Genomic DNA, 18,669 nt, shown 5'->3' with positions numbered 1-18,669 from the left:
ACTATGGGACAAAAGATCAACCCAATAGGATTTAGACTTGGTGTAGTCAAAGGCTGGGATTCCAACTGGTATGGTGGGAAAGACTTTGCTGAAAAACTATACGAAGATCAGAAGATCCGTAAGTACGTCCTTGCCAGAATTCCTAAGGGTGGTATTTCTAAAGTGATTATTGAGCGTACGCTCAAAAGAATCACTCTTACGATACATACTGCTCGTCCAGGTGTTGTAATTGGTAAAGGTGGAGCCGAAGTAGATAAACTGAAAGAAGAACTAAAGAATATCACTAAGAAAGATATTCAGATTAATATCTTCGAAATCAAGCGTCCTGAATTGGATGCGAAATTGGTAGGTGAATCAATCGCTCAGCAGCTTCAAGCAAGAATTTCTTTTAGAAGAGCTATGAAGCAAGCTATCGCAGCGTCCATGAGAGTGGGAGCGGAAGGAATCAAAGTTAAACTTTCTGGACGTCTAGGCGGAGCCGAAATGGCCCGTTCTGAAATGTACAAAGAAGGAAGAATTCCTCTTCACACAATGAGAGCAGATATTGATTACGCACTTTCAGAAGCCCTTACGGTCTATGGAATCATCGGAATCAAAGTTTGGATCTTCAAAGGTGAAGTGTACGGAAAGAGAGACCTATCTCCAAACCAAGGTGCAGCGAATGAGCCTAAGGGCGCGCGCAACTCTGGTCCTAAGAGAAATGATGGTCCAAGACGAAGAAAAAGAAATAACTAATTTTCACCCCATAAGTGAGAACTCATGTTACAGCCAAAAAGAACTAAATATAGGAAAATGCAAAAGGGCCGTGTCAAAGGCATTGCACAAAGAGGGCACACGCTTTCTTTTGGCAACTTTGGCATCAAGTCCCTTGAGCCAGGATGGATCACATCCCGTCAGATCGAGGCAGCTCGTATCGCAATGACGAGAGCAATGAAAAGAGAAGGACAGGTTTGGATCAGAATTTTCCCTGATAAGCCTATCACTAAAAAGCCCGCAGAGGTTCGTATGGGTAAAGGTAAGGGTGCTCCTGAGTATTGGGTGGCCGTTATCAAACCCGGAACGATCCTTTTCGAAGCTACAGGCGTAAGCCTGGAGACAGCTAAAGAGGCGTTAAGACTTGCACAGCAAAAGCTACCAGTAAGTACTAAATTTGTTGTTCGTAGAGATTACGCTGAATTATAAGCACTATGAAAAATACAGAAATCAATTCACTATCAGTAAGTGAAATCGCCGAGCGACTTGTCGCTGAGCAGGAGAGTCTAACCAAACTTAGGTTTGCGCACTCGATATCTCCTATAGAGAATCCTAACAGAATCCGCGAGACCAAGCGCTTTATCGCAAGATTAAAGACTGCATTGGCTGCCAAATAACTAGCTAACAAAAAGAATATGGCTACGATAGAGAGAAATCTTCGAAAAGAAAGAGTTGGTAAGGTGGTAAGCAACAAGATGGACAAGTCCATCACTGTATTGATAGAACGTCGCGTAAAGCACGCTATCTACGGTAAGTTTGTTACCAAAACAACCAAATTTATGGCTCATGACGAGAGCAACGAGTGTAACCCAGGTGACCTCGTGAAAATAAGCGAAACTCGTCCGCTGAGTAAGAACAAGCGTTGGAGATTAGTTGAAATTATTGAAAGGGCTAAGTAATTATGATCCAGCAAGAATCTAGACTAGGTGTAGCGGACAACTCTGGTGCCAAAGAGGTACTAGTAATCCGCGTATTGGGAGGAACAAAAAAGAGATATGCTTCCATCGGCGATAAAGTCGTTGTGACAGTAAAATCTGCTCTTTCTTCCAGCAGTATGAAAAAAGGTACCGTATCAAGAGCGGTAATCGTACGTACTCGTAAAGAAATAAGAAGAAAAGACGGTTCTTATATTCGTTTCGAGGATAATGCAGCTGTACTATTGAACAACAACGACGAGCCTAGAGGCACGCGTATCTTCGGCCCTGTGGCTAGAGAGTTGAGAGAGAAGCAGTTCATGAAAATCGTTTCATTGGCCCCTGAAGTATTGTAATCATGGAAAGAAAAATGAACAAGCAAACCAAGCTGCATATCAAAACTGGTGACACTGTTAAGGTGATCGCAGGTGATGACAAAGGCAAAACAGGGAAAGTACTTTCTGTAGATAAACTGAAAAGTAGAGCAATTGTAGAAGGTCTTAATATGATCACGAAGCATGTGAAGCCTACTGCAGCTAAGCCTCAGGGCGGAATCGACAAGAAAGAAGCTTCAATGCATATTAGTAACCTGAAACTTGTAGATCCTAAAACTGGTGAAGCCACTAGAACAGGTCGCAAAGCAGGCGAAAATGGTAAATTAGTAAGATACTCTAAGAAAACTGGGGAGGTAATCAATGGCTAATCCAAGAATCAAGCAAAAATATGTGGACGATATCGTCCCAGCTTTGAAAGAGAAATTTCAATACTCTTCAGTAATGCAAGTGCCTAAGTTGGAGAAAATTGTTCTCAACAAAGGTATCGGTGCTGCTGTAGCAGATAAGAAATTGGTTGATCAAGGTGTAGAAGAACTTTCTTTGATCACTGGTCAGAGAGCTGTTTCGACTATCGCAAAGACTTCTGTTTCCAACTTTAAGTTGAGAGAAGGAATGCCAATCGGAGCTAAAGTTACTTTGAGAGGTCAGACAATGTATGAATTCCTAGATCGTCTTATCACTATCGCACTTCCACGTGTGAGAGATTTCAAAGGTATTTCTGATAAAGGTTTTGACGGAAGAGGCAATTACACACTAGGTGTGCAAGAGCAAATCATCTTCCCTGAAATCAGCATTGAGAAAGTGAACAGAATCTCAGGTATGGACATCACTTTTGTGACTTCTGCCAAAACAGATGAAGAGAGTTTAGAATTGTTTAAGGCTTTCGGAATGCCTTTCGTTAAAAAAACTAAAGAAGAATAGTCATGGCAAAAGAGTCAATCAAAGCTCGTGAGAGAAAAAGAGAGCGTCTGGTAGCCAAGTATGCTGATAGAAGAGCCGCGCTGAAAGCAGCCGGTGATTATGAAGCTCTTGATAAATTGCCTAAGAACGCATCTCCAGTAAGACTTCACAACAGATGTAAACTTACTGGTCGCCCTAAAGGCTACATGAGAAAGTTCGGTATCAACAGGGTAACCTTCAGAGAAATGGCCTCAGCGGGCAAAATCCCTGGAGTGACTAAGTCCAGCTGGTAAAATAACGACAGTAGTTTTTATTCTAAAAATCAATTCGTAACTTTGCACGCCCAAATCGGGTGTAGCTAGACTATAAAATACAATGACTGATCCAATAGCTGATTATCTGACGAGGTTGAGAAATGCCATCAAGGCATCTCACCGAATCGTAGAAATCCCTGCTTCTAACATCAAAAAAGAGCTTACTAAGGTATTGCACGACAAAGGATACATTCAGAATTACAAGTTTGAAGAAAATGGTCCTCAGGGATCTATCAAAATTGCTCTGAAATTCAATCCTGTGACAAAGCAAAACGCAATTGTAAGCTTGAAGAGAGTTAGTACGCCAGGTTTGAGAAAATATGTGAAACATACGGAGCTTCCAAGAGTAATCAATGGTCTGGGGATAGCAATCGTATCCACCTCTAAAGGTGTGATGACAGACAAAGAAGCCCGCACTGAGGGTGTTGGTGGAGAAGTTCTTTGCTACGTATACTAATTTACTATCATGTCTAGAATAGGTAAAAAACCAATAAATATACCCAGCGGTGTTACTGTAGACGTCACAGCTCATGGAACTGTGACTGTTAAAGGTCCAAAGGGTACACTGACTCAGGATGTGAATCCTGATATTACAGTGAAAGTAGAAGACAACGATGTAGTTGTCACTAGACCTACAGATTCCAAAAGACACAAATCTATTCACGGTCTTTATAGATCACTTATCAACAATATGGTGATAGGCGTATCTGAAGGATACAAGAAGGATTTGGAACTTGTGGGTGTAGGTTATAAGGCGTCTAATCAAGGACAGGTTCTTGAATTGAATCTGGGTTATTCTCACAATATTTTTATGTTGCTTCCTGAGGAAGTGGCTATAAAAGCTGAGACAGCAAAAGGTAAGAATCCAATCATTACCTTAGAATCGATAGATAAAGAATTGATTGGACAAGTTGCTGCAAAAATCAGATCTCTTCGTAAGGTTGAACCTTACAAAGGAAAAGGTGTGCGCTTCGTTGGTGAACAAGTTAGACGTAAGGCTGGTAAAACTGCCGCTAAAAAATAATAGGTTATGGCATTTAATAAGAATTCCAGAAGACTTAGAATCAAGCAGGGTATCAGAAGAAAGATTTCTGGTACTGATTCCAGACCTCGTTTGTCAGTTTTCAAAAGTAATACTGGCATATACGCTCAGCTTATCGATGACCTTAAGGGTCAGACTTTGGCTCAAGCTTCTTCCAAAGAATTAGGAGCAAAGGCTAACGCTAATGTATCAGTATCCAAAGAAGTAGGTAAAAAACTTGCTGAAAGAGCTGTTGCAAACGGAGTTGCCTCCGTAGTATTTGACAGAAATGGCTACTTGTATCATGGGAATGTGAAAGCTTTGGCAGAAGGTGCCAGAGAAGGAGGCCTTAAATTTTAATAAGCTATGTCTCAACTAAGAAGAAAGCCTATCAGGGCTACAGATACAGATTTAAAAGAAAAAGTAGTATCTATCAATAGAGTTGCCAAAGTGGTAAAAGGTGGTAGAAGATTCTCTTTTTCAGCAATTGTTGTAGTGGGTGATGGCCAAGGTGTGGTTGGTTACGGATTGGGTAAAGCCAATGAAGTAACTGATGCAATCACTAAGGGTATCGAAGATGCAAAGAAGAACTTGGTGAAAGTGCCAGTTTTGAAAGGTACTATCCCTCATGAGCAAATTGGTAAATACGGTGGAGGATTTGTATTGATCAAGCCTGCTGCGCCAGGTACTGGTGTTATCGCTGGTGGTGCAATGCGTGCTGTTTTGGAAAGTGCTGGCGTTACAGACGTTTTGGCAAAGTCCAAAGGATCATCTAATCCTCATAACGTGGTGAAAGCTACTATTGAAGCATTGGTTCAGCTAAGAGATGCTATCGCTGTTTCACAACAGAGAGGCGTTAAAATGTCTAAAGTATTTAACGGATAATCATCATGGCTAAGATCAAAATCACGCAAACCAAAAGTACCATCGATAGACCAAAGGATCAGAAAGCAACTATTACTGCACTAGGTCTAGGTCGTATCAACAAATCTAGAGTCGTAGAGAATACGCCTCAGATTGCCGGTATGGTAAATAAAGTTAATCACCTTGTAAAAGTGGAGGAAGCTTAATTATGAAACTGCATACATTAACACCAGCTGAAGGATCTACCAAAAATCGTAAGAGAATTGGTAGAGGTACAGGTTCAGGTAGAGGTGGAACTTCTACAAGAGGTCACAAAGGAGCTAAATCAAGATCAGGTTATAAGTCTAAATTAGGTTTTGAAGGTGGTCAAATGCCACTTCAAAGAAGAGTTCCTAAATTTGGATTCAAAAGCTTGAACAGAGTTGAGTTCAAACCAGTAAATTTGGATACATTGCAAGGCATTTCCGAGCAATACAATCTTGAAGTTATAGACATGGAAGCTTTGGTTTCTCATGGTATTGCTTCTAAGAATGACAAAATCAAAATCCTCGGTGGAGGTGAATTGAAAGCCAAATTAGACGTAACTGCACATAAATTCTCGGCTACTGCAGTAGCAGCTATCGAGAAAGCTGGCGGAACGGTAAACACAATTTAAGTTAATGAAAAAGTTTATTTCGACAGTTAAGAACATTTTCTCTATCGAAGACCTTAGAGTTAGAATCATGAATACGATCGGATTTTTGATCATATTCAGATTAGGGTCATTCATAGTTCTTCCAGGAGTTGATCCTTCTCGTTTAGGTGATGCCCCAGAAGGGATCTTTGGATTGATCGATACCTTCCTTGGTGGAGCGTTCAGTAACGCATCTATCTTCGGTCTAGGCATTATGCCATATATATCTGCATCCATTGTGTTGCAGTTATTGACTGTCGGAGTACCATATTTTCAGAAAATGCAGAAAGAGGGTGAGTCTGGAAGAAAAAGAATCAACCAGATCACTCGAGTATTGACCATCTTGATTACAATAGCGCAGGGTATCGGATATGTATCCGCTACGATTATGCCTACTGGAGCGGTGATGGTTAGCTCTACCTTGTTTATGTTTAGTTCTTTGGTTTTACTTTCCGCTGGTACCATGTTTTGCATGTGGCTGGGAGAGAAAATCACTGAAAAAGGCATCGGTAACGGTATCTCAATGCTAATTATGATTGGTATTATTTCAAGATTTCCTGGAGCGATTATCGCTGAAGGTCTTGAGAAAGGTACTTCAGGTATGTTGCTACTGCTTATTGAAGCGGCTGTATTGTTCTTCGTGGTTGTTGGGGTGATTGCCTTGACAGAAGCGACTAGAAGAATACCAGTACAGTATGCCAAGCAAGTGGTAGGAGGTAAAGTATATGGTGGACAAAGACAGTATATACCTATCAAGGTAAATGCGTCAGGTGTTATGCCAATTATCTTTGCTCAGTCTTTGATGTTCGTACCTGCACTTATTGCGCAGATCTGGGCTTCTGAGAATGACATTGCCAACTACATTGGAGCTACATTTAGTGATTTCACATCATGGCAATACAACTTGCTCTTTGCACTGATGATCATTCTGTTCACATTCTTCTATACTGCTATCACGGTTAATCCTGAGCAGATTGCAGAAGATATGAAAAGAAATGGAGGGTTTGTTCCGGGTATTAAACCAGGAGCTCCAACATCGGAATTTATCGACGGAATCATTTCCAAGATTACACTTCCGGGATCTATTCTCTTAGCTGCTGTAGCTATACTTCCTGCTCTTGCGATTATATCTGGAGTCGGTGGTGAATTTGCTCAGTTCTATGGTGGTACATCTCTACTTATTATGGTAGGGGTAATCATGGATACCTTGAGACAGATTGAAAGTTACTTGTTGATGAGACACTACGAAGGCATGATGAAGAGCGGTAATGTGAAGAATAATCCTTCCAATTACCAAGTTGCCTAAGATGATCAATTACAAGACTTCCGAGGAAGTTAAGTTAATAAAAGAAAGTGCCGATATACTAGCGAGAGCCCATGGGGAAGTAGCGAAACATATCAAGGAAGGGGTAAAGACCTCTTTTCTAGACAAAATTGCTGAGGAGTTTATCAGGGATCACAACGGAGTTCCTTCATTTAAGGGCTACAATGGATTTCCTGCTTCACTATGTATTTCTGTGAATGAAGTAGTAGTACATGGTTTTCCTAGCGAATATGAATTGAAAGATGGCGATATAATCTCAGTAGATTGTGGAGTTTTTCACCAAGGTTTTCATAGCGATTCCGCTTATACATACCCTATTGGTGAGGTTTCCCCAGCTGTCAAAGCATTATTAAAAGCCACCAAAGATTCACTTTACGTTGGAATTGAGCAAGCTGTCTTTGGGAAAAGAATCGGTGATGTAGGCAATGCCATCCAGAAGTTTGTTGAAGCTAAAGGCTACACAGTAGTTAGAGAGCTTGTCGGACATGGATTAGGTAGAAATCTACATGAAGCACCAGAAGTTCCCAATTATGGAAAGAAGGGAAGTGGTCCTTTACTGAAAGATGGAATGGTGATCGCCATTGAGCCCATGATTAATCTTGGAACACGTAACATTGTCCAAGAGCGCGACGGATGGACTATACGAACAGCGGATAGAAAACCTTCAGCACATTATGAGCACACAGTAGCGATATTTGAAGATAGAACAGAGGTGTTAACCTCTCATAAATACATAGAAGAGAATTTTAAATTCTAATATGGCCAAGCAAACATCAATAGAGCAAGACGGTACGATCAAGGAAGCATTGTCTAATGCGATGTTCAAAGTGGAACTAGAGAATGGGCATCAGCTGATCGCCCATATATCTGGTAAGATGAGGATGAATTACATAAAGATCCTTCCTGGTGATCGAGTTAAATTAGAACTGTCTCCCTATGATTTGAGTAAAGGCAGAATTGTATATCGATATAAATAAGACTGAGATGAAAGTAAAAACATCCATCAAAAAGAGAAGTGCTGACTGCAAGCTAATCCGAAGAAAAGGAGTATTGTATGTCATCAATAAGAAGAATCCTAAGTTTAAACAAAGACAAGGTTAAATTATGGCTAGAATTGCAGGTGTAGATATACCAGACAATAAGCGCGGCGTAATCGGACTTACCTATATCTTCGGAATAGGTAGATCTGCAGCCAAAGCTATCCTGACCAAGGCTGGTATCTCTTTCGACAAGAAAGCTGGTGAGTGGGATGACGATGAGTCAACTTCCATCCGTAACATTATCGCTGAAGAGTTCAGAACCGAAGGTGTACTGAAGTCAGAGATCCAATTGAACATCAAGCGACTACAAGATATTGGTTGCTATAGAGGTTTGAGACACAGAAAAGGACTTCCAGTTCGTGGTCAACATACCAAGAACAACGCCAGAACAAGGAAGGGTAAGAGAAAAACAGTTGCTAACAAGAAGAAAGCAACTAAATAAAACCTGATTTAGATTATGGCTCAGAAAAGAAACGATAAAGCAAAAGGTAAAAAAAGAGTAGTAAAGGTAGAAGCTGTAGGGCAAGCTCACATTAGAGCGTCCTTCAACAATATCATTATCTCTCTTACCAACAATGCAGGTCAAGTAATATCTTGGGCTTCTGCCGGTAAAATGGGATTCAGAGGTTCTAAGAAAAATACTCCTTACGCAGCGCAGATGGCCGCACAGAACTGTGGGCAAGTAGCATACGACTTAGGTTTGAGAAAAATCGAAGTATTTGTAAAAGGTCCAGGATCTGGTCGTGAATCAGCGATCAGAACATTGCAAAATGTAGGATTGGATGTGACTACGATCATCGATGTGACTCCAATGCCGCACAACGGTTGTCGTCCACCTAAGCGTAGAAGAGTTTAATCATAAAATTGTAATACAATGGCTAGATATACAGGTCCTAAAGCAAAGATTGCCAGAAAATTTGGCGAAGCTATAGAAGGACATAGCAAAGCACTTGCAAAGAAAAACTACCCTCCTGGACAACATGGTAGAGGTAGAAGAAAAAAGCAGTCTGAATACGCAATCCAGCTTGCTGAGAAGCAAAAAGCAAAATACATCTATGGTGTATTGGAAAGACAATTCGCTAAGATGTTTAATATTGCTTCCAGGAAAAATGGAATTACCGGTGAAAACCTTCTTCAGCTTCTAGAAGCAAGATTGGACAACACGGTATATAGAATGGGAATCTCCCCTACCAGAAGAGGTGCTAGACAACTAGTTTCTCACAAGCATGTGCTTGTAAACGGTGAGGTAGTTAATATTCCTTCGTTTACGCTTAAGCCAGGTGATGTAGTTTCTGTAAGAGAAAGATCAAAGTCTCTAGAAGCAATCACTAGTAGCTTAGCTGGTAGAGGTGCTAATAAATATTCCTGGTTAGAGTGGGATGGCACATCGTTGACCGGCAAATTCGTCAGTGTTCCAGGCAGAGATGATATTCCTGAGAATATCAAGGAGCAACTCATTGTCGAACTTTACTCTAAGTAATATTTTAATATTTTCAGCTTTTAAAAAAGAACGAGATATATGTCCATACTAGCATTTCAAATGCCCGAGAAAGTGGTAATGGAAAAAGCCGATGATTTTCATGGCCTATTCACTTTCAAACCACTCGAAAAAGGCTATGGAGTTACAATAGGTAACGCCCTGAGAAGAATTTTGCTTTCTTCCTTGGAAGGTTATGCCATCACTGCGATTAAGATTCCTGGTGTAGTGCATGAGTTTTCGACCATCGAAGGTGTAGTTGAAGACGTTACAGATATTATTTTGAACCTGAAGCAGGTGAGATTCAAGAAAGTGCATGAAGCATTTGACGGAAAAATCACAGTGGAAGTCAAAAATCAGTCTGTACTTACTGCAGGGGACATTGCTAAGTTTACTTCTTCTTTCGAAATCTTGAACCCAGAGTTGGTGATCTGTCATATCGACGAGTCCAAAAACTTTGAGATCGAATTGACGATGGATAAGGGAAGAGGGTATCTACCAGCTGAAGAATCCAAACCAAAAGAGCAGATATTCGGTACTATCGCTATTGATGCAGTTTTCACTCCTATTAAGAATGTGAAATACTCTGTAGAAAATACGCGAGTAGAACAGAAGACTGACTTCGAAAAATTGATCATGGAAGTTTCTACTGACGGCTCTATCCACCCGGAGAAAGCGTTGCAGGAATCTGCCAAAATCCTTATCCAACACTTTATGTTGTTCTCTGACCAGACTATGGTTCTTGATTCAACTGGAGTAGCAGAGCCGGAGCCAATCGACGAAGAGTTCTTGCATATGAGAAAGCTTCTTAAGACTTCTTTGAGCGACCTTGACCTTTCAGTTCGAGCGTTCAACTGTCTTAAAGCTGCTGATGTGAAGACTTTGGGTGATCTTGCCAAACTTGAAATTTCTGATATGATGAAATTCAGAAACTTCGGTAAGAAATCCCTAGCTGAGCTAGAGCAACTTATCCAAGAAAAAAGCCTGACCTTCGGGATGGATATTTCTAAGTATAAACTTGATGAAGAATAAATAATAATGAGACACGGTAAGAAATTTAACCACCTTGGAAGGAAGGCCGCTCATAGAAAAGCAATGCTTTCTAATATGGCAACTTCGCTGATTCTTCACAAGCGTATCTCAACCACGCTTGCCAAGGCAAAAGAATTGAAGAAGTATTTGGAGCCTCTGGTAACTAGAGCTAAAGAAGATACTACACACAATAGACGTATGGCGTTTGCTTATTTGAAAAATAAGGAAGCTATCATCGAACTATTTGGTGAAGTAATCTCTAAAGTAGCTACTCGTCCAGGCGGATACACTAGAATTATCAAAACTGGATTCAGATTAGGTGATAACGCAGAGATGTGTATCATCGAGTTGGTTGACTTCAACGAATTGATGTTGAAAGACACTAAGCCTGCTAAGAAGACTACTAGAAGATCTCGTAGAGGTTCTGGTAAAGCTGCAGGTGCTGAAGATACAGCAGCAGAAGCTGCTCCAGCCAAAAAAGAAACTCCAGCTAAAAAAGCAGCTGAAGCTAAAGAAGAAGCTCCTGCAAAGGATGTGGAAGAGCCTAAGGCTCCTGAAGCTTCTGCTGATTCAGCGGAAGAAGAAACTGATAACAAATAAGTTGATCAGTGGCTTCACGATATTGAAAGGATTGGACATTTGTTCAATCCTTTTTTTATACCCTTTTCATTTATCTTCCTTCCCAATAAATATTTAACTTTGGGCAATTACTTAGCAAAATGATCAAACAAAAAGCGACTTTACTCTTGGCAGATGGAACCGTCTTTCATGGTTCTTTAATCGGTAACCCTGGTACAAATGGTGGTGAGATTTGCTTCAACACCGGAATGACAGGTTATCAGGAGATCTATACAGATCCATCCTATACCGGACAAATCATTGTAACTACCACCTCTCACATCGGAAATTATGGTGTGATCGATGAGGAAGTGGAATCTGATCACCCTACCATAGGTGGCATCGTGGTCAATACCTTCTCTGAGGTGCATTCACGTCTAGATGCTTCAGGTACTTTGCAAGATTACCTTGTGAAGAATGGAGTAACTGGTATTGCGGATATTGACACTAGGCAACTGGTTAGACATCTTCGCTCTAAGGGCGCAATGAATGCGATCATCAGTTCAGAATTTGAAGATGATTTAGATGGCTTGCAAGCTGAGCTTGAAAAAGTACCGGATATGAATGGCCTTGAGCTTTCTTCTACTGTCTGTACACAAGAACCATATTTCTTTGGTGATGAGAATTCAGCGATCAAAGTAGCCTGTATGGATTTTGGCATTAAGAAGAATATTCTAAGAAACCTGGCAGACAGAGGAGTCTATTGCAAGGTATTTCCAGCCAAAGCTACCTTAGCCGAAATGGAGGAATGGGCACCAAATGCTTATTTCCTTTCTAATGGCCCTGGTGATCCTGCAGTGATGGATTACGCTGTAAAAACTACTAAAGATATCCTGGAGACAGGCAAGCCGGTTTTTGGTATATGCCTAGGTCATCAGTTACTAGCTGAATCCTGTGGGATTTCTACCTACAAAATGCACCATGGCCACAGAGGATTAAACCACCCAATTAAAAACCTGATGACGGGTAAGAGTGAAATAACTTCCCAGAATCATGGATTCAATATTACGCGTGAGGATACAGAGCAAAATCCTGATATCGAAATCACCCATGTTCATTTGAATGATAATACGGTAGCTGGAATTCGTCTTAAAAATAAGCCGGCTTTTTCAGTTCAATATCATCCTGAATCATCTCCAGGCCCGCATGATTCGCGCTACCTGTTTGACGATTTTATTTCTTTAATTAATAAAAATTAATTCCATTAAACCTTTTAAAACTATGACGTTGATTCAATCAATTCATGCAAGACAAATCCTCGATTCAAGAGGAAATCCTACTATTGAGGTAGATGTTTACACAGAAAATGGTGCTTTTGGTCGTGCTGCTGTACCAAGTGGTGCTTCTACAGGTGTCAACGAGGCTGTTGAGCTTCGTGACGGTGACAAAGGCGCATACATGGGCAAAGGCGTAATGAAAGCTGTTGCTAATGTAAATGACACTATCGCTTCTGAATTGGTTGGATTTGACGTGTTTGAACAAAACATGATTGATCAGATCATGATTGAGCTAGATGGTACACCAAACAAAAGTAACCTTGGTGCGAATGCAATTTTAGGAGTTTCTTTGGCAGTAGCTAAAGCTGCAGCTATGGAGTCAAATCAGCCTCTATACAGATATGTAGGTGGTGTGAATGCTAATACACTTCCTGTTCCTATGATGAACATCATCAATGGAGGATCTCACTCTGATGCGCCTATCGCATTCCAAGAGTTTATGATTCGTCCAGTAGGAGCTCCTACTTTCTCAGAAGCAATGAGAATGGGAACGGAAATATTCCACAATCTTAAGAAAATCCTTCATGACAAAGGATTGAGCACTGCAGTAGGGGATGAAGGTGGATTTGCACCTAATTTCTCTGGAGGAACTGAAGAAGCTCTTGGTAGTATTTTGGATGCAATCGAGAAGGCTGGTTACAAAGCAGGTGATGATGTGACTATCGCCTTGGATTGTGCAGCATCTGAGTTCTTTGTGGATGGAAAGTATGACTATTCTAAATTTGAAGGTCCTACTGGAAAAGCAAGAAGCAGAGAAGAGCAAGTAGCTTACTTAGCTGAACTTACTGAGAAGTATCCAATCGATTCTATCGAAGATGGATGTGCTGAGGAAGATTGGGAAGCTTGGGCTATGTTGACAGCCAAAATTGGTGATAAGGTCCAATTAGTAGGTGATGATCTTTTTGTAACAAACGTGAAGTTCCTTCAAAGAGGTATCGAAGAGAAGTCTGCTAATTCTATCTTAATCAAGGTGAATCAGATCGGTACTTTAACAGAAACTATCAATGCTGTTAATCTTGCACACAAAGCTGGTTTTACAGCTGTAATGTCGCATAGATCAGGTGAAACAGAAGATTCTACAATCGCTGATCTTGCGGTAGCATTGAACTGTGGACAGATCAAAACTGGTTCTGCCTCTAGATCTGACCGTATGGCCAAATACAATCAGTTGCTAAGAATCGAGGAGCAATTGGGCGATTCAGCTGTTTTCAAGGGTAAGTTCTAATAAGAGCTTATCAAAATATTAGTAAAAAGACAGCTTGCTTTGGTGAGCTGTCTTTTTTTTGCACCATTTTTGTATCTTCAAGTATCATATCAAGCAAGGCAAATGAGCAAATACCTTAAGTACACTAAGAGTTTCTACTTTCTGGGCATTGTCTTTTTTCTGGCGTGGATGATTTTTATTGATTCTAATAATGTAGTCAACCAAGTGAAGTTGAGTACTAAGCTGGGACAACTCGAAGATCAAAAGGAGTTTTACTTAGAACGAAGAGAGAAGATCAAAGCTGAGAGAGAGGAATTGATGAGCAACCCTGAACTCTTGGAGAAGTTTGCTCGTGAAAAGTACTTAATGAAAAAAAATACTGAAGACCTTTATGTCATTGTTGAAAAGTAAGTACCTACTTCTGTTTTTTATAGCCTTTGGCTTGTTCCAAACATCTTCTTTTGCTCAAAGAGAATATTACCCTGAGGATTCCATCCCTTTCAAGGATCGCCTGTATTACGGAGGTAATTTCGGCATGCAATTTGGCTCGACCACTATGATTGAAATTTCTCCGATTGTAGGTGTAATGATTACTCCCAAATTTTCCTCTGGGGTAGGAGTAACTTATCAGTATTTCAAAGCCAGGAATTATTATGGAGGCGAATCCACATCATATGGTGGTAAAATTTTTACTCGATATAATATTATGCCTAATATTTTTGCTCATGCTGAGTTTGAGTCTATAAATTTTGACAATAACATTTACGGGACAAATGAGTTTGAACGAATATGGTCTAACGCTTTATTCTTAGGCGGTGGTTATTTTGCCCCATTTGGACAAAGAGGTGGCGTTAATTTCACCTTCCTCTATAATGTGATGCATGATAATCTCCGTTCTCCCTATGGTGAACCTTATGTGATCCGTGTGGGTTTTGTGCTGTAACTAAACCTAACACATTTTTCATGAATTCTTTTGTTTCAAAATTATACAAAGCGCATCAGGATTGCTCAGAATGCCCTTCTCCTAAGGTGATTCAGCAGTTTTTTGAAGATTTGCTAGGCTTGCTTTTTCCAGAATATACAGTAACTAAAATCTCTGATAAATCAGAGATTGAGGCCTCATTACTTCAACTTCAAGAGGATTTGTCCTCCATTCTTGAACGTAATCCGCATTTGCATAGAGGACTAGGTTCAGACACTGCAAATGCCTTTTTTCAAAACCTTGAACAGGTTTTTGATTGGATACATCAGGATGTAGATGCGATGTTTGCAGGTGATCCAGCTGCCAAATCTAGAACAGAAATCCTTAGAAGCTATCCCGGTTTTTATGCCATATCTGCCTATAGAATTGCTCATGCACTTCATAGCTTGGGCGTGGATCTTATTCCAAGGATGATTACTGAGTTTGCTCATAGTCGTACAGGCATAGATATTCACCCTGGAGCTAGCATTGGTCAGTATTTTTGCATTGATCACGGCACAGGAGTGGTGATCGGTGAGACTACTATAATCGGCAAGCATGTGAAGGTATATCAAGGGGTGACTCTTGGTGCACTGAGTGTGGATAAGGCTGATGCGGATAGTAAGAGACATCCGACCATAGAAGATAATGTGGTGATCTATTCTGGAGCTACGATTCTTGGAGGAAATACCATTATCGGCAAAGGCTCTGTGATAGGAGGAAATGTATGGCTAACGAAAAGTGTATCTGCTGGAAGTAAGGTTTATTACCAAACACAAATGTATCATGCAGATTCTGCAGTGACAGATATGTATGTTTTCAAAAATGACCAAGATGAAGTAAGCCACTAAGATGTCTTAGGTTTATTTCAGAAGAATTTTTGCTTATCAAATTTCAATACCAAGTCCATGAAACTAGTTGAACTAATAGGAAATACACCTCTAATACAGTTAGATCATATTTCAGTAAATCCTAAGGTTAAAATTTTTTGTAAGCTGGAAGGTCAGAATCCAGGTGGAAGTGTGAAAGATCGTGCAGCCTATAATATGCTTAAAGCAGCCATGGATCGTGGTGAAATCAAATCCGGTGACAAGTTGGTAGAAGCTACAAGTGGTAATACTGGAATTGCTTTGGCTATGGTATCTAAAGTCTTGGGCTTGGAGATGACCTTAATTATGCCAGACAACTCTACCAAAGAGCGAGTGATCTCTATGGAAGCTTATGGTGCTAAAGTGATTTTGACACCAGCTGCTAAGACTATAGAGTATTCTAGGACCCTCGCTGAACAGATGAGTAAAGAAGGATACTTCATGCTTGATCAGTTTGGCAATCCGGATAATTATCTCGCTCATTATAAAACTACCGGCCCAGAAATATGGGAAGATACGGATGGTGAGATCACTCATTTTGTATCAGCCATGGGGACTACTGGGACTATTATGGGGGTGTCTCAGTACTTGAAAGAGAGAAATCCTGATATTCAAATAGTAGGTACTCAACCTACCGACGGATCTAGTATTCCCGGAATCCGAAGATGGTCTCCTGAATTTTTACCTAAGATCTTTGATGCAAGTAAGGTAGACCAGGTGATAGATGTGAGTCAGGAGCAAGCCACTGAGATGACTCGAAGAATGGCCAGAGAAGAAGGAATACTCGCAGGTATGAGTAGCGGTGGAGCACTTCATGCTGCCATTGAACTTTCCAAGACTTTGAAAGAAGGCCTTATCGTCTGCATCACCTGTGACCGAGGAGATCGATATTTGAGTTCTGATCTTTTTGGCTAGTCCAATTCAATTCTACTCTTCATTTCTTTCTGCCTTTCCCTAGGAATCTATTTCCCCGATTCAGGTATAATTGAGGTGTTTCTTGGCTGTGTTTGATTTTTAATAACAAGGAGGAGAAATTGGTATATCTCACTTGATACTCTCAGAAGGCTGTTTTTTTAAGTTGGTCTGTTTTCATGACTTGGCTTTTTCCATTCGGCAATCCATTTGCAATAGTATAGTTGAAGCCAGATTTTGGGCTTTTTTTTGAAATATTAAACCAACTATACCATGAACTCAATTAACGAAAATCAAGAAGAGCACAATAGGGAAAATCTTGCAGGTCCGAAAGCTGTAGAGAAAATCAGAGAACTGATAGATAAGTCAGGGTCCTGCTTTTTTGTCACATCTACCACCTTAAACAATTCTCATAAGTCACGTCCTATGTCTGTTCAGAAGACTGACGATGCTGGTAATATATGGTTTCTAAGTGCAAAGGACAGTATGAAAAACATGGAGATTGCCGCAGATACTGATGTGACTCTCTATTTCCAAGGTTCATCCTATTCTGATTTCTTGGAGTTAAATGGTCATGCGAGAATTACGGATGACAAAGCAAAAATTGAAGAGCTTTGGGACCCAACGGTCAAAGCTTGGTTTACCGAAGGGAAAGATGATCCTAGAATCTCAGTAATTCAGTTTATTCCCGACAGCGGATATTATTGGGATAATAAGCATGGGAATACCGTTGCGGGTATCAAGGTTTTGATCAGCGCAATATCCGGAAAAACAATGGATGATTCCATTGAGGGGACTTTGAACGTGTAGTTGGGATACTTCAAAGTTCATTATGTGATCTGGGAAACTGGATCACATTTTTTTTGTTTTTCAGCAGTGAAAATCCTTGCTATGGAAACAAGTTGAGAGTACAGCTGTACTTTATTATTTTGCTGCGCCACTGCGCCACCGCGAGACTACTATATTTTAAAGAAGATTTTCTTTTTATATAAGAAATAGCATAAATACCACATCGCTCCCAAAGTCAGGAAGGCTGTAATCACTGCTATGCTAGACTCATTTAATCCAATAGGGCTTAGTATCCCACTGCTAAAAATATCGATAAATCCATATAGCCAGCGATGTCCTAAAATCTCTGCAAATAGGTAAATGAAAATAGAGTTCATACCCACTATCACAAAAGGGAAAACCCAGGAATTCATTTTTTTGACATCGACCAACCAATAGGAGACGGCTAAAGCCAGAATTGCCCAGCCACCAGAAGCAAAGGTGAAGGCTGAAGTGCTAATTCGCTTGACAATAGGAGTGATTCCTGCCAGATCCAAGCCATAGCCAAGCACCAATACCGTAAGGCCTGCTATCACCAAAAGCTTGATCTTTTCTTTTTCTGTCTTAGAAGACAAAAGCAGATTCCCGCAGATAGCTCCCCAGATCGTATGAGCAGCTGTTGGAATGATGTTGATTGCTACCCATCCGCCCGAATTAATTTGTCCCATTAAGATTTGATCTATGTAATTCCCGAAGTTTGCCCCATGCTCAAATGCAGCTTCAGGATTATAAAGTCTGTACAGGATTTCGGTCAAGGCAATTAAAGCGATAGAAACGCCTAATTGAATTTTCCATGATCTGTCTAGAAGGAAATAAGTGATTAAAATGGTGAAGGACAATTGAGTCAAAACATTCCAGAGCTCAAAAACCAATTTACCAGCATACACGCAATGGAGCCCTGTACCGAAGAGAAAAAGCAGTAAACAACGCTTCAGGATATGTCGAGTTACCTTAGCTCGATCGCCTGCTACAGCCATTCTTTTATTCAGAGAAAATGGCATCGCTACTCCTACTATAAACATGAAAAATGGCTGAATCAAATCCCAAAAACGAAGTCCATGCCAAGGATGATGAGTGAACTGCAGGAAGAAACTATGTAAGAAGGTGCCTTCAGGGTTCGCATCGAGTAGGCTGCTATATACTGAAGCAGCCTCTGCTACTAGCAAAAACATTGTCAATCCACGGAATACATCTAGGGAAACGAGCCTGTCTTGGCCAGAAAGTTTCAACACTGTCATCGAAAAGGGTCTATGGTTAATGGGTATTCTAAGATATGAAAATGATTTTTGGAATTATCCATTACTTGATCAATGGAAAATTGAAGAAAAAGCAGTAGGGAAATAGCACGTAAAT

Annotated in this window: 31 protein-coding genes; 30 read left to right on the top strand and 1 reads right to left on the bottom strand. The window is 40.5% G+C overall.

Annotated elements, in window-relative coordinates; translation table 11 throughout:
- Positions 1 to 3 precede the first annotated feature (3 nt).
- The 30 genes from rpsC to LV85_RS02520 all read left to right on the top strand — a co-directional run bounded on the left by rpsC (position 4) and on the right by LV85_RS02520 (position 17,298).
- Positions 4 to 735, top strand: a complete 732-nt coding sequence (gene rpsC, locus LV85_RS02665) for a 30S ribosomal protein S3 (RefSeq protein WP_111316645.1) — start codon at positions 4 to 6, stop codon at positions 733 to 735.
- 24 nt (positions 736 to 759) lie between these two features.
- Positions 760 to 1,182, top strand: coding sequence for a 50S ribosomal protein L16 (gene rplP, locus LV85_RS02660; RefSeq protein WP_111316644.1), 423 nt, complete (start codon positions 760 to 762; stop codon positions 1,180 to 1,182).
- A gap of 5 nt (positions 1,183 to 1,187) precedes the next feature.
- Positions 1,188 to 1,370, top strand: a complete 183-nt coding sequence (gene rpmC / locus LV85_RS02655; protein WP_092894631.1) for a 50S ribosomal protein L29 — start codon at positions 1,188 to 1,190, stop codon at positions 1,368 to 1,370.
- Positions 1,371 to 1,388: 18 nt separating this feature from the next.
- Positions 1,389 to 1,652 carry a 30S ribosomal protein S17 gene (gene rpsQ, locus LV85_RS02650; protein WP_111316643.1) on the top strand — a complete coding sequence of 88 codons (264 nt, stop codon included), beginning with the start codon at positions 1,389 to 1,391 and terminating at the stop codon, positions 1,650 to 1,652.
- 2 nt (positions 1,653 to 1,654) lie between these two features.
- On the top strand, positions 1,655 to 2,023 hold the full coding sequence (rplN, locus tag LV85_RS02645) for a 50S ribosomal protein L14 (RefSeq protein ID WP_111316642.1): 369 nt from the start codon (positions 1,655 to 1,657) through the stop codon (positions 2,021 to 2,023).
- A gap of 2 nt (positions 2,024 to 2,025) precedes the next feature.
- Positions 2,026 to 2,370, top strand: coding sequence for a 50S ribosomal protein L24 (gene rplX, locus LV85_RS02640; RefSeq protein ID WP_111316641.1), 345 nt, complete (start codon positions 2,026 to 2,028; stop codon positions 2,368 to 2,370).
- Positions 2,363 to 2,923, top strand: coding sequence for a 50S ribosomal protein L5 (gene rplE / locus LV85_RS02635; protein ID WP_111316640.1), 561 nt, complete (start codon positions 2,363 to 2,365; stop codon positions 2,921 to 2,923). The genes rplX and rplE overlap by 8 nt, the downstream gene beginning before the upstream one ends.
- Positions 2,924 to 2,925: 2 nt before the next feature.
- Entirely contained in the window at positions 2,926 to 3,195 is a 270-nt protein-coding gene (gene rpsN, locus LV85_RS02630) for a 30S ribosomal protein S14 (RefSeq protein ID WP_057939446.1), read from the top strand.
- An 82-nt stretch (positions 3,196 to 3,277) separates the two neighbouring features.
- Positions 3,278 to 3,673: a 30S ribosomal protein S8 gene (rpsH, locus tag LV85_RS02625; protein ID WP_111316639.1), complete on the top strand. Its 396-nt coding sequence runs from the start codon at positions 3,278 to 3,280 to the stop codon at positions 3,671 to 3,673.
- Between the two features lie 9 nt (positions 3,674 to 3,682).
- Positions 3,683 to 4,240: a 50S ribosomal protein L6 gene (gene rplF / locus LV85_RS02620; protein WP_111316638.1), complete on the top strand. Its 558-nt coding sequence runs from the start codon at positions 3,683 to 3,685 to the stop codon at positions 4,238 to 4,240.
- A 6-nt stretch (positions 4,241 to 4,246) separates the two neighbouring features.
- On the top strand, positions 4,247 to 4,597 hold the full coding sequence (gene rplR / locus LV85_RS02615; protein ID WP_111316637.1) for a 50S ribosomal protein L18: 351 nt from the start codon (positions 4,247 to 4,249) through the stop codon (positions 4,595 to 4,597).
- A gap of 6 nt (positions 4,598 to 4,603) precedes the next feature.
- Positions 4,604 to 5,122 carry a 30S ribosomal protein S5 gene (rpsE, locus tag LV85_RS02610; RefSeq protein ID WP_111316636.1) on the top strand — a complete coding sequence of 173 codons (519 nt, stop codon included), beginning with the start codon at positions 4,604 to 4,606 and terminating at the stop codon, positions 5,120 to 5,122.
- Between the two features lie 5 nt (positions 5,123 to 5,127).
- On the top strand, positions 5,128 to 5,307 hold the full coding sequence (rpmD, locus tag LV85_RS02605) for a 50S ribosomal protein L30 (RefSeq protein ID WP_111316635.1): 180 nt from the start codon (positions 5,128 to 5,130) through the stop codon (positions 5,305 to 5,307).
- A 2-nt stretch (positions 5,308 to 5,309) separates the two neighbouring features.
- Entirely contained in the window at positions 5,310 to 5,756 is a 447-nt protein-coding gene (gene rplO, locus LV85_RS02600) for a 50S ribosomal protein L15 (protein ID WP_111316634.1), read from the top strand.
- 4 nt (positions 5,757 to 5,760) lie between these two features.
- Positions 5,761 to 7,080 (top strand): preprotein translocase subunit SecY, encoded by a 1,320-nt coding sequence (gene secY / locus LV85_RS02595; RefSeq protein WP_111316633.1) that lies wholly within the window; start codon positions 5,761 to 5,763, stop codon positions 7,078 to 7,080.
- Position 7,081: 1 nt separating this feature from the next.
- Entirely contained in the window at positions 7,082 to 7,855 is a 774-nt protein-coding gene (map, locus tag LV85_RS02590; RefSeq protein ID WP_111316632.1) for a type I methionyl aminopeptidase, read from the top strand.
- 1 nt (position 7,856) lies between these two features.
- Positions 7,857 to 8,075, top strand: a complete 219-nt coding sequence (infA, locus tag LV85_RS02585; protein WP_057939437.1) for a translation initiation factor IF-1 — start codon at positions 7,857 to 7,859, stop codon at positions 8,073 to 8,075.
- Positions 8,076 to 8,082: 7 nt separating this feature from the next.
- Positions 8,083 to 8,199, top strand: a complete 117-nt coding sequence (gene rpmJ / locus LV85_RS02580; protein WP_082632371.1) for a 50S ribosomal protein L36 — start codon at positions 8,083 to 8,085, stop codon at positions 8,197 to 8,199.
- Positions 8,200 to 8,202: 3 nt separating this feature from the next.
- Positions 8,203 to 8,580: a 30S ribosomal protein S13 gene (rpsM, locus tag LV85_RS02575; RefSeq protein ID WP_092894620.1), complete on the top strand. Its 378-nt coding sequence runs from the start codon at positions 8,203 to 8,205 to the stop codon at positions 8,578 to 8,580.
- A gap of 15 nt (positions 8,581 to 8,595) precedes the next feature.
- The gene (gene rpsK / locus LV85_RS02570; protein WP_057939435.1) at positions 8,596 to 8,994 is read left to right on the top strand and encodes a 30S ribosomal protein S11; all 399 of its coding nucleotides are present in this window, start codon (positions 8,596 to 8,598) and stop codon (positions 8,992 to 8,994) included.
- Between the two features lie 18 nt (positions 8,995 to 9,012).
- Positions 9,013 to 9,618 (top strand): 30S ribosomal protein S4, encoded by a 606-nt coding sequence (rpsD, locus tag LV85_RS02565; RefSeq protein ID WP_111316631.1) that lies wholly within the window; start codon positions 9,013 to 9,015, stop codon positions 9,616 to 9,618.
- Between the two features lie 39 nt (positions 9,619 to 9,657).
- Positions 9,658 to 10,647 carry a DNA-directed RNA polymerase subunit alpha gene (locus LV85_RS02560; RefSeq protein ID WP_111316630.1) on the top strand — a complete coding sequence of 330 codons (990 nt, stop codon included), beginning with the start codon at positions 9,658 to 9,660 and terminating at the stop codon, positions 10,645 to 10,647.
- Positions 10,648 to 10,653: 6 nt separating this feature from the next.
- Entirely contained in the window at positions 10,654 to 11,247 is a 594-nt protein-coding gene (gene rplQ / locus LV85_RS02555; RefSeq protein WP_111316629.1) for a 50S ribosomal protein L17, read from the top strand.
- A gap of 119 nt (positions 11,248 to 11,366) precedes the next feature.
- Positions 11,367 to 12,464, top strand: coding sequence for a glutamine-hydrolyzing carbamoyl-phosphate synthase small subunit (gene carA, locus LV85_RS02550; RefSeq protein WP_111316628.1), 1,098 nt, complete (start codon positions 11,367 to 11,369; stop codon positions 12,462 to 12,464).
- 22 nt (positions 12,465 to 12,486) lie between these two features.
- Complete coding sequence (eno, locus tag LV85_RS02545) at positions 12,487 to 13,767, top strand: phosphopyruvate hydratase (RefSeq protein ID WP_111316627.1); 1,281 nt, start codon at positions 12,487 to 12,489, stop codon at positions 13,765 to 13,767.
- Positions 13,768 to 13,869: 102 nt separating this feature from the next.
- Positions 13,870 to 14,157, top strand: a complete 288-nt coding sequence (locus LV85_RS02540; protein WP_111316626.1) for an FtsB family cell division protein — start codon at positions 13,870 to 13,872, stop codon at positions 14,155 to 14,157.
- Complete coding sequence (locus tag LV85_RS02535) at positions 14,138 to 14,689, top strand: hypothetical protein (RefSeq protein ID WP_111316625.1); 552 nt, start codon at positions 14,138 to 14,140, stop codon at positions 14,687 to 14,689. The genes LV85_RS02540 and LV85_RS02535 overlap by 20 nt, the downstream gene beginning before the upstream one ends.
- Before the next feature lie 20 nt (positions 14,690 to 14,709).
- Positions 14,710 to 15,558, top strand: a complete 849-nt coding sequence (locus tag LV85_RS02530; RefSeq protein WP_111316624.1) for a serine O-acetyltransferase — start codon at positions 14,710 to 14,712, stop codon at positions 15,556 to 15,558.
- A gap of 57 nt (positions 15,559 to 15,615) precedes the next feature.
- Positions 15,616 to 16,491 carry a cysteine synthase CysM gene (gene cysM, locus LV85_RS02525; protein WP_111316623.1) on the top strand — a complete coding sequence of 292 codons (876 nt, stop codon included), beginning with the start codon at positions 15,616 to 15,618 and terminating at the stop codon, positions 16,489 to 16,491.
- Between the two features lie 270 nt (positions 16,492 to 16,761).
- Positions 16,762 to 17,298: a pyridoxamine 5'-phosphate oxidase family protein gene (locus LV85_RS02520; protein ID WP_111316622.1), complete on the top strand. Its 537-nt coding sequence runs from the start codon at positions 16,762 to 16,764 to the stop codon at positions 17,296 to 17,298.
- 149 nt (positions 17,299 to 17,447) lie between these two features.
- Here the strand turns inward: LV85_RS02520 and LV85_RS02515 are convergent, their stop codons facing one another.
- On the bottom strand, positions 17,448 to 18,554 hold the full coding sequence (locus LV85_RS02515; protein ID WP_111316621.1) for an acyltransferase family protein: 1,107 nt from the start codon (positions 18,552 to 18,554) through the stop codon (positions 17,448 to 17,450).
- Positions 18,555 to 18,669 lie beyond the last annotated feature (115 nt).

Origin of the sequence: Algoriphagus chordae, from assembly GCF_003254055.1 — a bacterium.
GTDB lineage: Bacteria > Bacteroidota > Bacteroidia > Cytophagales > Cyclobacteriaceae > Algoriphagus > Algoriphagus chordae.
The sequence above is the reverse complement of the archived record's forward strand: the minus strand, read 5'-3'. Positions and strand labels throughout refer to the sequence as shown.